This is a genomic window from Massilia phyllosphaerae, from assembly GCF_034659755.1.
GTDB lineage: Bacteria > Pseudomonadota > Gammaproteobacteria > Burkholderiales > Burkholderiaceae_D > Telluria > Telluria phyllosphaerae.
The window spans coordinates 261,089-273,825 of record NZ_JAXSQX010000001.1 but is presented as its reverse complement, the minus strand read 5'-3'; the positions used below and the strand labels follow the sequence as shown (position 1 = coordinate 273,825).

Annotated in this window: 12 protein-coding genes; 8 read left to right on the top strand and 4 right to left on the bottom strand. The window is 65.6% G+C overall.

All coding sequences use genetic code 11. The features are described 5' to 3' along the window. Positions 1 to 38 precede the first annotated feature (38 nt). The 4 genes from U1H99_RS01190 (at position 39) to U1H99_RS01175 (ending at position 4,829) form a co-directional block, all read left to right on the top strand. Positions 39 to 2,858, top strand: coding sequence for a M16 family metallopeptidase (locus U1H99_RS01190; RefSeq protein ID WP_323139957.1), 2,820 nt, complete (start codon positions 39 to 41; stop codon positions 2,856 to 2,858). Between the two features lie 20 nt (positions 2,859 to 2,878). Beyond that, on the top strand, positions 2,879 to 3,412 hold the full coding sequence (locus U1H99_RS01185) for a hypothetical protein (protein ID WP_323139956.1): 534 nt from the start codon (positions 2,879 to 2,881) through the stop codon (positions 3,410 to 3,412). Between the two features lie 98 nt (positions 3,413 to 3,510). Next, positions 3,511 to 3,825 carry an ArsR/SmtB family transcription factor gene (locus U1H99_RS01180; RefSeq protein ID WP_323139955.1) on the top strand — a complete coding sequence of 105 codons (315 nt, stop codon included), beginning with the start codon at positions 3,511 to 3,513 and terminating at the stop codon, positions 3,823 to 3,825. Next, positions 3,822 to 4,829: a cation diffusion facilitator family transporter gene (locus tag U1H99_RS01175; RefSeq protein ID WP_323139954.1), complete on the top strand. Its 1,008-nt coding sequence runs from the start codon at positions 3,822 to 3,824 to the stop codon at positions 4,827 to 4,829. Before U1H99_RS01180 ends, U1H99_RS01175 begins: the two co-directional genes overlap by 4 nt. A gap of 153 nt (positions 4,830 to 4,982) precedes the next feature. Here U1H99_RS01175 and cysK read toward each other — a convergent pair whose 3' ends face one another. Genes cysK through tcdA form a run of 3 tightly spaced genes read right to left on the bottom strand, consistent with a single transcriptional unit; the run spans position 4,983 to position 7,429 of the window. Beyond that, positions 4,983 to 5,927, bottom strand: coding sequence for a cysteine synthase A (gene cysK, locus U1H99_RS01170; protein WP_323139953.1), 945 nt, complete (start codon positions 5,925 to 5,927; stop codon positions 4,983 to 4,985). A gap of 31 nt (positions 5,928 to 5,958) precedes the next feature. Beyond that, the gene (locus U1H99_RS01165; RefSeq protein ID WP_323139952.1) at positions 5,959 to 6,468 is read right to left on the bottom strand and encodes an FKBP-type peptidyl-prolyl cis-trans isomerase; all 510 of its coding nucleotides are present in this window, start codon (positions 6,466 to 6,468) and stop codon (positions 5,959 to 5,961) included. 34 nt (positions 6,469 to 6,502) lie between these two features. Continuing rightward, the gene (gene tcdA / locus U1H99_RS01160; protein ID WP_323139951.1) at positions 6,503 to 7,429 is read right to left on the bottom strand and encodes a tRNA cyclic N6-threonylcarbamoyladenosine(37) synthase TcdA; all 927 of its coding nucleotides are present in this window, start codon (positions 7,427 to 7,429) and stop codon (positions 6,503 to 6,505) included. Positions 7,430 to 7,528: 99 nt separating this feature from the next. Here tcdA and pdxH point away from each other — a divergent pair, with 99 nt between their 5' ends. After that, positions 7,529 to 8,785: a pyridoxamine 5'-phosphate oxidase gene (pdxH, locus tag U1H99_RS01155; protein ID WP_323139950.1), complete on the top strand. Its 1,257-nt coding sequence runs from the start codon at positions 7,529 to 7,531 to the stop codon at positions 8,783 to 8,785. Positions 8,786 to 8,832: 47 nt separating this feature from the next. Further along, positions 8,833 to 10,065 carry a class I SAM-dependent methyltransferase gene (locus U1H99_RS01150; RefSeq protein ID WP_375341573.1) on the top strand — a complete coding sequence of 411 codons (1,233 nt, stop codon included), beginning with the start codon at positions 8,833 to 8,835 and terminating at the stop codon, positions 10,063 to 10,065. Between the two features lie 69 nt (positions 10,066 to 10,134). Here U1H99_RS01150 and msrA read toward each other — a convergent pair whose 3' ends face one another. Further along, the gene (gene msrA, locus U1H99_RS01145) at positions 10,135 to 10,674 is read right to left on the bottom strand and encodes a peptide-methionine (S)-S-oxide reductase MsrA (RefSeq protein ID WP_323139949.1); all 540 of its coding nucleotides are present in this window, start codon (positions 10,672 to 10,674) and stop codon (positions 10,135 to 10,137) included. A gap of 129 nt (positions 10,675 to 10,803) precedes the next feature. Between msrA and U1H99_RS01140 the strand changes: the two genes are divergently transcribed. Then, a complete protein-coding gene (locus U1H99_RS01140) occupies positions 10,804 to 11,304 on the top strand; it encodes a flavin reductase family protein (protein WP_323139948.1) in 501 nt (166 codons plus the stop codon). Between the two features lie 186 nt (positions 11,305 to 11,490). Beyond that, complete coding sequence (locus U1H99_RS01135) at positions 11,491 to 12,684, top strand: acyl-CoA dehydrogenase (RefSeq protein WP_323139947.1); 1,194 nt, start codon at positions 11,491 to 11,493, stop codon at positions 12,682 to 12,684. Positions 12,685 to 12,737 lie beyond the last annotated feature (53 nt).

Here is a 12,737-nt window from a genome sequence, read left to right as displayed (position 1 = left end):
ACTGATTTGTCAATGAGTTGCCACCGACCGGAGCCGCCATGAAACCGCGCCTGCCTTGCCTCATCCCACTCCTGCTGGCCCTGGCCGCCCTGCCGGCGGCAGCGCAGGCGCCCCAGGCAGCGCCCACGCCCACCGATGCCACCCTGCCGCGCATCGCCTTCGACAAGACCGTGCTGCCCAACGGTCTCGAAGTGATCCTGGTCGAGGACCACCGCCTGCCCGTCGTCGCCGTCAACATCTGGTACCACGTCGGCCCGGCCAACGAGGCACCCGGCCTGACCGGCTTCGCCCACCTGTTCGAGCACATGATGTTCGCCGCCACCCGCCACATCCCGCGCGCCGAGGCCGACCGCCTGCTGGAAGGCGCCGGCGCCACCGACAGCAACGGCAGCACCGACTACGACCGCACCAATTACTTCGACACCGTGCCCTCGAACCAGCTCGAGCTGGCGCTGTGGGTGCATGCCGACCGCATGGGCTACCTGCTCGACGTGCTGGACCAGAGCGCGCTGTCGAACCAGCAGGACGTGGTGCGCAACGAGCGCCGCCAGAGCGTCGAGAACCGCCCCTACGGTATCGTCGAGGAAGCGATGAACCATGCGCTGTTCCCGCAGACCCACCCGTACTACGCCTCGGTGATCGGCTCGCACGCGGACATCCAGAGCGCGAAACTGAAGGATGTGCGCGATTTCTTCAAGCGCTACTATGGCCCCAACAACGCCGGCATCGTGATTGCCGGCGACATCGACAAGGCCAGGGCGCATGCGCTGGTGGCCAAATACTTCGGCAGCTTCAAGCGCAGCGCGCCGGTAGTGGCACCCAAGGTGACCACGCCGCCGATCACGCGCGAACGCCGCGTCACGGTGGCCGACCGCATCGAACTGCCGCGCGTGTACATGGCCTGGCTGACGCCGCCGGCCTACCAGCCGGGCGACGCCGAGCTGGCGGTCGCCGGCCAGATCCTGGCCGGCGGCAAGGCGGGACGCCTGTATAAAAGCCTGGTCTACGAACGCCAGATCGCGCAGGACGTGGCGGCTTCGCAGAATTCGTATGCGCTCACCTCGACCTTCCTGATCGACGCCACCGCGCGCCCCGGCATCGACGGCGCCCAGCTGGAAGGCGCGATCGATGCCGAACTGAAGGCGCTGCGCGATGTCGGGCCGTCCGACGCCGAAGTCGAGCGCGCCCGCAACACCATCGAGACGGCGATGCTGACCTCGATCGAAAAACTGGGCGGCGCCGGCCTCGCCAACCAGCTGAACCAGTACAACCAGTACACCGGCGACCCCGGCTACCTGACGCGCGACCTGGCACGCCTGCGCCGCGTCAGCGCGGCCGACGTGCGGCGCGTGGCCCAGGCCTGGCTGCAGCCGAATGCGCGCGTGGTGGTGACGGGCGTGCCGGGTACGCCGGACTTCGGGCCCGACGTCCCGACGCCCAAGCCCGCCGCAAAAGCCGCGAAGGCGAAAGCCGTCGCCGGCATCAACAAGGACGAAGCCTGGCGCCGCACGCCGCCCAAGGCCGGCCCGGCGCCCGCCTTCACGCTGCCGGGCAGCGAATCGTTCAAGCTGGCCAACGGCTTGACCGTCATCCACCACTACAACCCGGCACTGCCGCTGGTCGCGGCCGAGCTGGTGGTCAAGAGCGGCTCGGACGCCAATCCGGACGGCCACCCGGGCCTGGCCGGCTTTACCGCCCAGCTGCTGCAGGAAGGCACCGCGACCCGCAGCGCGCCGCGCATCGCCGACGAGATCGCGCAGCTGGGCGCCTTCCTCGGCAGCGACAGCACGGCGGACGCATCGACGGTGTCGCTGCTGTCGCTGCGCTCGACGTTTGGTGCGGCCCTCGACGTGATGGCCGACGTGGTCCAGCACCCGGCCTTTCCGACCGCCGAAGTGGAACGCCAGCGCGCGGCGCGCCTGGGCGAACTGACGCGCCAGCGCGACGACCCGGCGCGGGTGGCGGCGGTGGCGGCAGCGGGCGCGCTGTACGGCCCGCGCCACCCCTACGGCTACGGCCAGCTCGGCACCGAAGCGGCGATCCGCGCCACCACCCGCGACGACCTGGCCGGCTTCTGGCGCCGCCATTACGTGCCCTCCAACGCGGCGCTGATCGTCTCGGGCGCGGTCACGCGCGAGGAGCTGCAGGCCCTGGCGTCCGCCCGCTTCGGCGCCTGGCCGCGCGCCGCCGCCACGCCGCCCGATACCGGCCAGCCTGGCGGCAGCAAGGTGCGCCTGGTCATCGTCGACAAGCCGGGCGCGCCGCAGACCGCGCTGCGCGTCACCCTGCTTGCCGCCAGCCGCAAAACGCCGGACTATCCGGCCCTGCAGGTCATGAACGCGGCGCTGGGTGGCCTGTTTTCGAGCCGCATCAACCTCAACCTGCGCGAAGACAAGGGCTACAGCTACGGCGTGTTCTCGGGCTTGCGCTACAGCCGCACCCCGGGCCCGCTCACGATCGCCGGCAGCGTGCGCACCGACGTCACCGGCGCCTCGGTAGCGGAAATCTTCAAGGAAGTGCGCGGCGTGCGCGAACAGCCGCTGCCGGCCGCCGAACTGGCCGGTGCGCGCGACGCGCAGGTGTATTCGCTGCCGGGCCAGTTCGAAACCAACAGCGGCATCGGCGCCAGCCTGGCCGAAACCTATGTGTTCGACCTGCCGGCCGACTACTGGCGCAGCCTGCCCGACCAGTTCCGTGGGGTGACGGCGGCGCAGGTGCAGGCGGTGGCCGATAAATACCTGCGTCTCGACCAGATGAAAGTGATCGGGGTGGGTGACCGGAACAAGATCCTGCCGCAGCTGCAGCCGCTGGGCCTGGGCGAACCCGAATTGCGCAATGCGGATGGGCAGCTGCCTTGATGAGGATACCCATGCGACCCATGGCGCTGGTGTCGTGCCTGTTTTCCGTACTGGCTTTCTGCGTGTGCGCCTCGGCCGGCACACGAGCATCGCCTGACGTTCATATCACCCTTGGCTACAACCCGAAAGTGAAACTCCAGCACGTGTTACCGGCATTCGACGGCATGCTGCTGGGATTCGACGGCGGCGAATGGGGCGGCGGGCTGATCTTCCTGGACCAGGGCGGCGGCATCACCCAAATGTCCGACCATAATATCCGGGGCATCCTCAGGCTCGAACAACGCGTGTTCGTATTTACCGGCCTCTCCCACATGGGCATCAACCGGGGTGCCGTCTTGGAGATCAGCCGGGATGCCAATCGACTCCCCGCCATGCGGCAGTTGGTCGATCTGCAGGCGGCGCCCTCGTCGATTACGCGGCTGGACGACGACAGCGCCCTTTTCGAGGTGTTCACCGGCAGGTTCCAGGACGATCGCCGGGTCTACCAGTGCAAGCGCTTTGCCCACGGCGTCGTTTCGAACAGCGATGCCTGCAAGGCGAATCCGGTCCACTGACGCGCGTCCCGCATTACATTCCAGTAAGGCTGCCAGATAAGGCTTGCACGATGCCGCCCGTCACGCTTAACATGTGAACACTTCTTCAAACGTTAAGCATGAGCCTTCCACACGACACCGACAACGCGGTCGACGAACTCGCCGACCTGTTCCACCTGCTGGGCGACCCGACCCGCCTGCGTATCGTGCTCGCCTGCCTGGCGCAGCCGACCGCCGTGGGCGACATCGCCGGCACTCTGAACCTGTCCAGCTCGCTGGTCAGCCACCATTTGCGCCTGTTGCGCGCCGCCCGCATCGTCAAGGCCGAGCGCCAGGGCAAGCAGGTCTTTTATGCGGCCGCCGATGCCCACATTAGCGGCCTGCTCGCCAACATGTTCGAACACATCGCAGAACCCACAGGACCCGACGCATGAGCCAACACCACAATCACAGCCATCACCACGATCATGGCCACGCGCATGGCCTTAGTCTTGGCCACCACCACAACCACACGCCCCCGGCCGACGCCGGCCGCGCCTTCGTGCTGGCGATCGGCCTGAACGCCGCCTTCGTCGCGATCGAATTCTTCTACGGCTTCATCGCCAACTCGACCGCCCTGATGGCCGACGCCGGCCACAACCTGTCCGACGTGCTCGGACTGGTGCTGGCCTGGGGCGCCGCGCTGCTGACCAAGAGCGCGCCGACGCACCGCTTCACCTACGGCCTGCGCGGCAGCTCGATTTTGGCGGCCCTGCTCAACGCCCTGCTGCTGATGGTGGCCTGCGGCGCGATCGCCTGGGAAGCCGTGCTGCGCTTCGCCCACCCCGAACCGGTGGCCGGCACCACGGTGTCGATCGTGGCCGGCATCGGCGTGCTGGTCAACGGCTTTTCGGCCTGGCTGTTCATGTCCGGCAGCAAGGACGACATCAACGTGCGCGGCGCCTACCTGCACATGGCGGCCGATGCCGCGCTGTCGCTGGGCGTGGTGGTGGCGGGCCTGGTGGTGATGTACACCGGCTGGGCCTGGCTCGACCCGGCGGTCAGCCTGGTGATCGTGGTCATCATCGTGGCCGGCACCTGGTCGCTGATGAAGGAATCGGTGCAGTTGGCGCTGGCGGGCGTGCCGGCCAACGTCGATGCCGGCAAGGTCAACGCCTTCCTGGCGGCGCAACCGGGCGTGACCGAGGTGCACGACGTCCACATCTGGGCGATGAGCACCACCGAGACGGCGCTGACGGCGCACCTGGTGATGCCGGGCGGGTATCCGGGCGACGCGACGATCGACGGCATCGTCGCGCATCTGCGCGAGGACTTTTCGATCCATCACTGCACGCTGCAGATCGAGCAGGGGACGACCAGGCATGCAGGGTGTGCGCTGCGCGGGACGCATGACGATCATGACCATGACCATGATCACGATCATGCTCACGCCCACTAATTAATACGGTAAATGCCGCGTTACGGGTAGGGTGGACGGGTTTCCCGTCCACGCGTTCAGGCAACGTATGACTATCGTAACGAGGCTGTTCGATGCCTGTTGAACGCGTGGACGGCACAGCCGTCCACCCTACCCTAACGCAAACGTCGCGTGTTAGCCTGCCAGGTGGGCAAACAAGGCGGTACTCAGGTAGCGCTCCCCGAACGACGGAATGATCGTGACGATCACCTTGCCCGCATTTTCCGGCCGTTTGGCCACCTCGACGGCCGCCCACAGCGCCGCGCCGGACGAGATGCCGACCAGCAGCCCCTCCTCGCGTGCCGCCGCGCGCGCGGTCTCGAAGGCGGCGTCGTTGCTCACCGCGATGACTTCGTCGTAGGCGTGGGTGTTCAGGACCTGCGGTACGAAACCGGCGCCGATACCCTGGATCGGGTGCGGGCCCTTGGTACCCTTGGACAGCATCGGCGACGCTTCCGGCTCGACCGCAACGACGCGGAAGCCGGGCTTGCGCGCCTTGATCACGTCGGCCACGCCGGTGATGGTGCCGCCGGTGCCGACGCCGGCCACCAGGATATCGACCTTGCCGTCGGTGTCGCGCCAGATTTCCTCGGCGGTGGTGCGGCGGTGCACCTCGGGGTTAGCGGGATTGTTGAACTGCTGCGGCATGAAGCAGTCGGGATCGGCCGCCACGATTTCCTCGGCGCGGCGGATCGCGCCCAGCATGCCTTCGGGACCGGGCGTCAGCACCAGTTCGGCACCATAGGCACGCAGCAGCATGCGCCGCTCCTTGCTCATGGTTTCCGGCATGACGAGGCGACAGCGGTAGCCGCGCGCCGCGCACACCATGGCCAGGGCGATGCCGGTATTGCCGCTGGTCGGTTCGACGATGATGGTGTCCGGGCCGATCTTGCCGGCCTGCTCGGCCGCCTCGATCATGGCCCAGCCGATCCGGTCCTTGACGCTGTGCGCCGGATTGTAGAACTCGAGCTTGGCCAATATATCGGCAACTGCATCAGCGCCGGCCCCCCGGCCGAGGCGCCGAATCCTTACCAGCGGGGTATTGCCGATCAATTCAGTGACGTCATTTGCAATGCGCATACACCTACCTCCCCACCAGTAATGATTAGACTTATTTGACGTCGAGCAGTTCCACGTCGAAGATCAGGTCGGTATCCGGCGGAATCGAGCCGCCCGGCGCGCCACGCTTGCCGTAGGCCAGGTCGCTCGGGATGATCAGGGTGCGCTTGCCACCGACCTTCATGCCGACCACGCCCTGGTCCCAGCCCTTGATGACCTGGCGCGCGCCGACCTGGAATTCCAGCGGGGTACGGCCCGGATTGAGCGAGGAGTCGAACTTGCGGCCGCGCTGCTTGGCGGCCAGCGGACGGTAGAACCAGCCGGTGTAGTTGACCACCGCGGTGTTGCCGGCCACGAGTTCCTTGCCGGTACCGACCTTGACGTCGGTGCTCTGGATTTGCGGGCCCTGCTCGGCCGGCGTGTCGGTGGTCTGCTGGGTGCTGCCCGGGGTGGCGGCAGCCGCCTGGCCGGCGGCGGATGCGGTCGAGTCCTGGGCGCTGGCGGCCGCGGCCGCCAGGAACAGGCTCAGGAAAGCGATACGATGCGTGATACGGCGGATCATGGTGCCTCTTTCATGGATCAGTGAAAAACCGATCCTATGATAACAAGGCCTCTTCGAGTTGCCCAGCATCGCCCGTCTCGACAACGGCAGGCGCCGGTGCCGGCGCGGCGACAGGCGTCGGCGCGGCCGCGTTCGCCTCTTCAGCCATCTTGCGCAGCATGTGGCCGGCCGCCACCATGCCGAAGGTCGCGGTCACGACCATGCTCGAACCGAAGCCGGCGCAGTTCAGGCCGGTGATGCTGTTCGGATCGATCGCACAGGCATCGCCCGCTTCCGGGTAGCGCAGCGGTTCCATCGAGAACACGGCGTCGATGTGGTACTTGTTCTTTTCGCCCTTGGCGAAACCGTAGCGCGCACGCAAAACCTTCTTCACTTTTTTCAGCAGCGGTTCCTGCTCGGTACGGGCCAGGTCGCGTACCTCGATCTTGGTCGGATCGATCTGGCCGCCGGCGCCGCCGATCACGACCAGCGGAATCGCGTGTTCGCTGCAATACGCGATCAGCGCGGCCTTGGCCTTGACGCTGTCGATCGCGTCGACCACGTAGTCGAAACGCGACGTATCGGCGCGCGTACTGCCGATCATCTGCGGAATGTTGTCCGGATCGATGAAATCCTCGACCAGCTCGACTTCGCAATACGGATTGATCAGGGCGATACGCTGCTTCAGCGCCTCGATCTTGGGCATACCGACCGTGGTCGACAGCGCCTGGATCTGGCGGTTGATGTTCGATTCGGCCACGTTGTCGAGGTCGATCAGGGTCAGGCGGCCGACCGCGCTGCGCGCCAGCGCCTCGACGATCCAGGAGCCGACGCCGCCGACGCCGACCACGCAAACGTGCGCCGCACGGAAGCGTTCCAGTGCACGCTCGCCATACAGACGGGCAATGCCGCCGAAGCGGCGACCAAAGTCGACCTCGTCTTCGAAAGTCGATTCGATGAAGGAAGTGGTAGTGGATGTCATAGCCCGCCATTTTACCGGACGAGAGCGCGCTCCTTGCTCTAAAATAACTTTCAGTCAATCAAATTTCCGCGACATATTCTCGTGTCCGCAACGGCCACCATGACCCAGCTCCATCCCGACCCCGCTCCCGATTTCGACCAGCCGGTTGCCGTCCTCAAGCATTGCCACGGACGCATCCGCAAGCAGCTGTCGACCCTGGAAAAACTGCTCACGCATCTGCCGCTGTCTCAAGCTGAAACCGGTGGCGCCGACCAACAGGCACGCCAAGCCGCGCAGGCGGTGCTGAAGTACTTCGAAAAGGCCGCCCACCTGCACCACGACGACGAGGAACAGGACCTGATCCCGATGCTGCGCGCGGTGGCGCAGGGCGAGGACGCCGCCACGCTGCAGGCGCTGGCGCCGACCATCCTGCAGGACCACAAGGACATGGACGCCATGTGGCAGGACCTGCACGAACAACTCACCGCGATCGCCGACGGCAGCGGCACGCAGCTGTCGGCCAGCACCGTGCAGCGCTTCAGCCAGCGCTACCTGAGCCACATGGAGCGCGAGGAAAGCACGATGGCGCCGATGGCCGTGCGCCTGTTCAGCCCGGAACAGATGGCGCAGCTGGGCCAGGCCATGCGCCGGCGCCGCAACATCGAACCGAGCGGCAGTGAATCCGCCGGCGCCAATGCGGCCACCGCCTCGGCCTGCGAACCGGCAGCGAAAGCCATCGGCGAGCGCGTGGCCGACCTGCGCAAGGATTACGGCCAGGCCAGCCTCGACGAGAACGGCGTGGATGCCGATCCCATCCTGCAATTCACGCGCTGGTTCGAGGAAGCGCTGAAGGCCGAAGTGAACGAGCCGAACGCGATGAGCGTGGCGACCGTCGGTGCCGATGGGCGGCCGAGTTCGCGCATCGTGCTGGTCAAGCAGTTCGACGCGCGCGGGTTCACCTGGTACACGAACTACGACAGCCAGAAAGGCAGGGAGCTGGCCGGCAAACCTTTTGCATGTCTGTTATTCTTTTGGAGTGAACTTGAACGGCAGGTACGGATCGAAGGAACTGTCGAGCACACCACTGCCGAGGAAAGCGACAAATATTTCAATAGCCGGCCATTGAAGAGCCGGTTGTCGGCGATTGCGTCGGAACAAAGCGCGCCAATTGCCAGCCGCGCCGCACTCGAGCACAACTACGAGGAGACGGCGCGCCAGTATGGCGAAGCGCCGCCACGGCCATCCAACTGGGGCGGGTTTCGATTGGTGCCGGAACGGATCGAGTTCTGGCAGGGGCGGCGTTCACGCTTCCACGACCGCATCGTGTACACGCGGCAGGAAGATGGCAGCTGGACGCGGCAACGATTGCAACCGTAAGCCGGCCCTGACCCAAGCACATGGCCGGCGCAGCCGGAGGAATGTGCGTGTTCGACCAGATCAAGTTATCCGCCTGGACCCGAGGCGTCCGTGAAAAGTTCAACCTGCCCTTGCGCGTGGAGTTATGGAATGGGGACCATATCGACCTCTCGCCCGACAACCCGCCGCGCGTAAAGATCCGCGTCCCCAGCCCGGGCGGGCTGCGCTACCTGCTCTCGCCCTCGCTCGACCGCCTGGGCGAAGCCTACGTCGAGGGTGCGCTCGAGATCGAAGGGCGTGCGGCCGACATGATCCAGGTCGGCAACGCACTGGCCGAATCGACCGGCAAGCCGGCGCGCGCGTCCAACCGCGTGGCCAGCGCCGCGCTGCGCCGGATGTCATCTTTTGCTTCGCCGCATACGCGTGAAAACGATGCGCAAGCGATCCGCTACCACTACGACGTTTCCAACGAGTTCTACAGCCAGTTCCTCGATCCGGCCATGGTGTATTCCTGCGCCTACTTCGAAAACGGCGACGAGGACCTGGCCACGGCCCAGGTCAAGAAGATCGACCACATCCTCACCAAGATCGGCGTGCAGCCTGGCCATACCCTGCTCGACATCGGCTGCGGCTGGGGCGCCCTGGTGATCCGCGCGGCGCAGAAGTTCGGCGCCCGCTGCGTCGGCGTCACGCTGTCGGAAAAACAGTTCGAACTGGCGCGCGAACGGGTGGCGCAGGCGGGGCTGCAGGACCGCATCGAGATCCGGTTGCAGGATTACCGCGACGTCGGTGGCGAGTTCGACCGCATCACCAGCGTCGGCATGTTCGAGCACGTCGGCGTGCAGCACCTGGCGGACTACTTCGGCCACGTCAACAAGCTGCTGGCGCCGGGCGGTGTGGTGATGAACCACGGCATCACGACCAGCGACATCGAACAGCGCTCCAGTCCCTACGGCGGTGGCGACTTCATCGACAAATACGTGTTCCCGCACGGCGAACTGGCCCACCTCTCGACCGTGATCCGCACCATGCAGGAAGGCGGCCTCGAAGTGCGCGACGTGGAAAACCTGCGCCGCCACTACGCCCGCACCTGCGCGCTGTGGGCCGAGAATTTCGAGCGCAACGCCGAACGCATCCGCCAGACCGCGGAACCGAAGACCTTCCGCATCTGGCACGTCTACCTGGCCGGCTGCGCGTATGCGTTTGCGCACGACTGGATCAGCTTGTACCAGATCGTGTGCGGCAAGGCGGGACAGGATCCGGCGCAGATGCCGTGGTCGCGGCGTTACATGTACCAATAAACCGCGGTTGCTGAAACCCGCAAGCGTTAAACGTCGTCCCCCAACAGGCGGGACGACGTGGCTACCTTCTTATTTCAACCGCGCCGTGAACATCGTCCGGAACTTCGCCACCTTCGGCGCCACCACGAACGCGCAATAGCCCTGCAGCGGATGCTGGGCAAAATAATTCTGGTGGTAGTCCTCGGCCTTGTACCACTGCTGCTGCGGCAACAGCTGGGTCACGAGCGGCGCGTCCCACACCGCCGCCATCTCGGCCATCACCTGGCGCGCCGTCGCTTCCTGCTCCGGTGAGGTCGTGAAGATCACCGAGCGGTACTGGGGCCCGACGTCGTTGCCCTGGCGGTTCAGTGTGGTCGGGTCGTGGATCGTGAAGAAGATTTGCAGGATGTCACGGTAGCTGATCACGCTCGGATCGAATTCCAGGCGAATCACTTCCGCATGGCCGGTGGTGCCGGCGCACACCTGTTCATACGTGGGATGCGGGACGTCGCCGCCCATGTAGCCGGACTCGACACGCGTCACGCCGCGCGCTTCCAGGTACACCGCTTCGGTGCACCAGAAACAGCCGCCGCCCAGGATGGCCACTTCAGGGGCTGACTCTTGGCTCATACAAACTCCTCGACAACGATGGGGTTTTCAGGGTCTCACTGTAATCGAAACTATAACCCCGTGGAGGCTGTCCATGAAGCCGGCCCCGAGAGAAGCGTGTCAGAGTGCTATTGGTGGCATAATGCACAAATGAACACCAGCTCCCCCCGCGCCGCCGAGCGCGGCTTCGATTCCGCGCAGTTTCGCCAGGCCCTGTCCCAGTTCGCCACGGGCGTCACCGTGATCACGACGCGCCTGGCCGACGGCAGCTACCGCGGCCTGACCGCCAGTTCCTTCAATTCGGTGTCGCTGGAGCCGCCGCTGGTGCTGTGGAGCCTGTCGAATGGGGCCAACAGCCTGCCCATCTTCAGCGGCAACTCGCACTACGTGATCAACGTGCTGTCGGCCGGCCAGGAAGAGCTGGCGCGCCTGTTTTCCCGCCGCGGCACCGATCCCTTCGACAGCGCCGAGTTCGAACTGTCGCGCACCGGCCAGCCGATATTAAAAGGTGTCAGCGCCTGGTTCGAATGCCACAACCGCAGCCGCTACCCGGAAGGCGACCACGTGATCTTCGTCGGCGAAGTCGAGGATTGCGCGGTGCAGCCGCAGCCGGCGCTGATCTTCCATGGCGGAAAATTCGGCAGTACTTAAGTTCACACTGAGAATCGGGGTCAGAGCCCAAGCCCGAAAACCGGGCTCTGACCCCTGTGCTGAAAAACGAAAATGCCTGTCGCAGTTTGACAAGCACCCTCCCGTCCAGATTTCTATAATGACCAGGCACCGCGGCGGCGCAGACCGCCCACCGATCATTCAAGCATCTTCTGAGACAGGATAGTCATGACCCGTTCCGATTCGCCCCGCAAGGCCCAGTTCCACTGGGATGACCCGCTGCTGCTGAACCAACAGCTGAACGACGAGGAACGCATGGTGCGCGACGCCGCCGCGGCCTACTGCCAGGACAAGCTGCAGCCGCGCATCCTGGAAGCCTTCCGCCACGAAGCCATGGACACGTCGATCTTCCGCGAGATGGGAGAGCTGGGCCTGCTCGGCCCGACCATCCCCGAGCAGTACGGCGGCCCCGGCCTGGATTACGTCAGCTACGGCCTGATCGCGCGCGAAGTCGAGCGCGTCGATTCCGGCTACCGCTCGATGATGAGTGTGCAATCCTCGCTGGTGATGGTGCCGATCTACGAATTCGGCAACGAAGCGACCAAGCAGAAATACCTGCCGAAACTGGCCACCGGCGAATGGATCGGCTGCTTTGGCCTGACCGAGCCGAACCACGGTTCCGATCCGGGTTCGATGGTCACGCGCGCGCGCAAGGTCGAGGGCGGCTATTCGCTGAGCGGTTCCAAGATGTGGATCACCAACTCCCCGGTGGCCGACGTGTTCGTGGTCTGGGCCAAGGACGACGAGGGCGCGATCCGCGGCTTCGTGCTCGAGAAAGGTTTCAAGGGCTTGTCGGCGCCGGCCATCCACGGCAAGTTCGGCCTGCGCGCTTCCATCACCGGCGAAATCGTCATGGACGAGGTGTTCTGCCCCGAGGAAAATGCCTTCCCGGACGTACGTGGCCTCAAGGGTCCATTTACCTGCCTGAACTCGGCCCGCTACGGCATCGCCTGGGGCGCGCTCGGCGCCGCGGAAGCCTGCTGGCACACCGCGCGCCAGTACGTCATCGACCGCCAGCAGTTCGGCAAGCCGCTCGCCGCCAACCAGCTGGTACAGAAGAAGCTGGCCGACATGCAGACCGAAATCACGCTCGGCCTGCAGGGCTGCCTGCGCCTGGGCCGCATGAAGGACGAAGGCACGGCGGCCGTGGAAATCACGTCGATCATGAAGCGCAACTCTTGCGGCAAGGCGCTGGACGTGGCACGCCTGGCGCGCGACATGCTGGGCGGGAACGGCATCTCGGACGAGTTCGGCATCATCCGCCACATGGTCAACCTGGAAGTGGTGAATACCTATGAAGGCACGCACGACATCCACGCGCTGATCCTGGGCCGGGCGCAGACGGGGATCGCGGCGTTCTGATTGCGGTCTTCTTCAGCCCATGAAAAAACCCGCCGAAGCGGGTTTTTTCATGA

What these genes read in the sequence shown, in the direction of transcription:
- U1H99_RS01190 (WP_323139957.1), top strand. Translation starts at nt 39, where the DNA reads ATGAAACCGCGCCTGCCTTGCCTCATCCCACTCCTGCTGGCCCTGGCC.
- U1H99_RS01185 (WP_323139956.1), top strand. Translation starts at nt 2,879, where the DNA reads ATGGCGCTGGTGTCGTGCCTGTTTTCCGTACTGGCTTTCTGCGTGTGC.
- U1H99_RS01180 (WP_323139955.1), top strand. Translation starts at nt 3,511, where the DNA reads ATGAGCCTTCCACACGACACCGACAACGCGGTCGACGAACTCGCCGAC.
- U1H99_RS01175 (WP_323139954.1), top strand. Translation starts at nt 3,822, where the DNA reads ATGAGCCAACACCACAATCACAGCCATCACCACGATCATGGCCACGCG.
- cysK (WP_323139953.1), bottom strand. Translation starts at nt 5,927, where the DNA reads ATGCGCATTGCAAATGACGTCACTGAATTGATCGGCAATACCCCGCTG.
- U1H99_RS01165 (WP_323139952.1), bottom strand. Translation starts at nt 6,468, where the DNA reads ATGATCCGCCGTATCACGCATCGTATCGCTTTCCTGAGCCTGTTCCTG.
- tcdA (WP_323139951.1), bottom strand. Translation starts at nt 7,429, where the DNA reads ATGACATCCACTACCACTTCCTTCATCGAATCGACTTTCGAAGACGAG.
- pdxH (WP_323139950.1), top strand. Translation starts at nt 7,529, where the DNA reads ATGACCCAGCTCCATCCCGACCCCGCTCCCGATTTCGACCAGCCGGTT.
- msrA (WP_323139949.1), bottom strand. Translation starts at nt 10,674, where the DNA reads ATGAGCCAAGAGTCAGCCCCTGAAGTGGCCATCCTGGGCGGCGGCTGT.
- U1H99_RS01140 (WP_323139948.1), top strand. Translation starts at nt 10,804, where the DNA reads ATGAACACCAGCTCCCCCCGCGCCGCCGAGCGCGGCTTCGATTCCGCG.
- U1H99_RS01135 (WP_323139947.1), top strand. Translation starts at nt 11,491, where the DNA reads ATGACCCGTTCCGATTCGCCCCGCAAGGCCCAGTTCCACTGGGATGAC.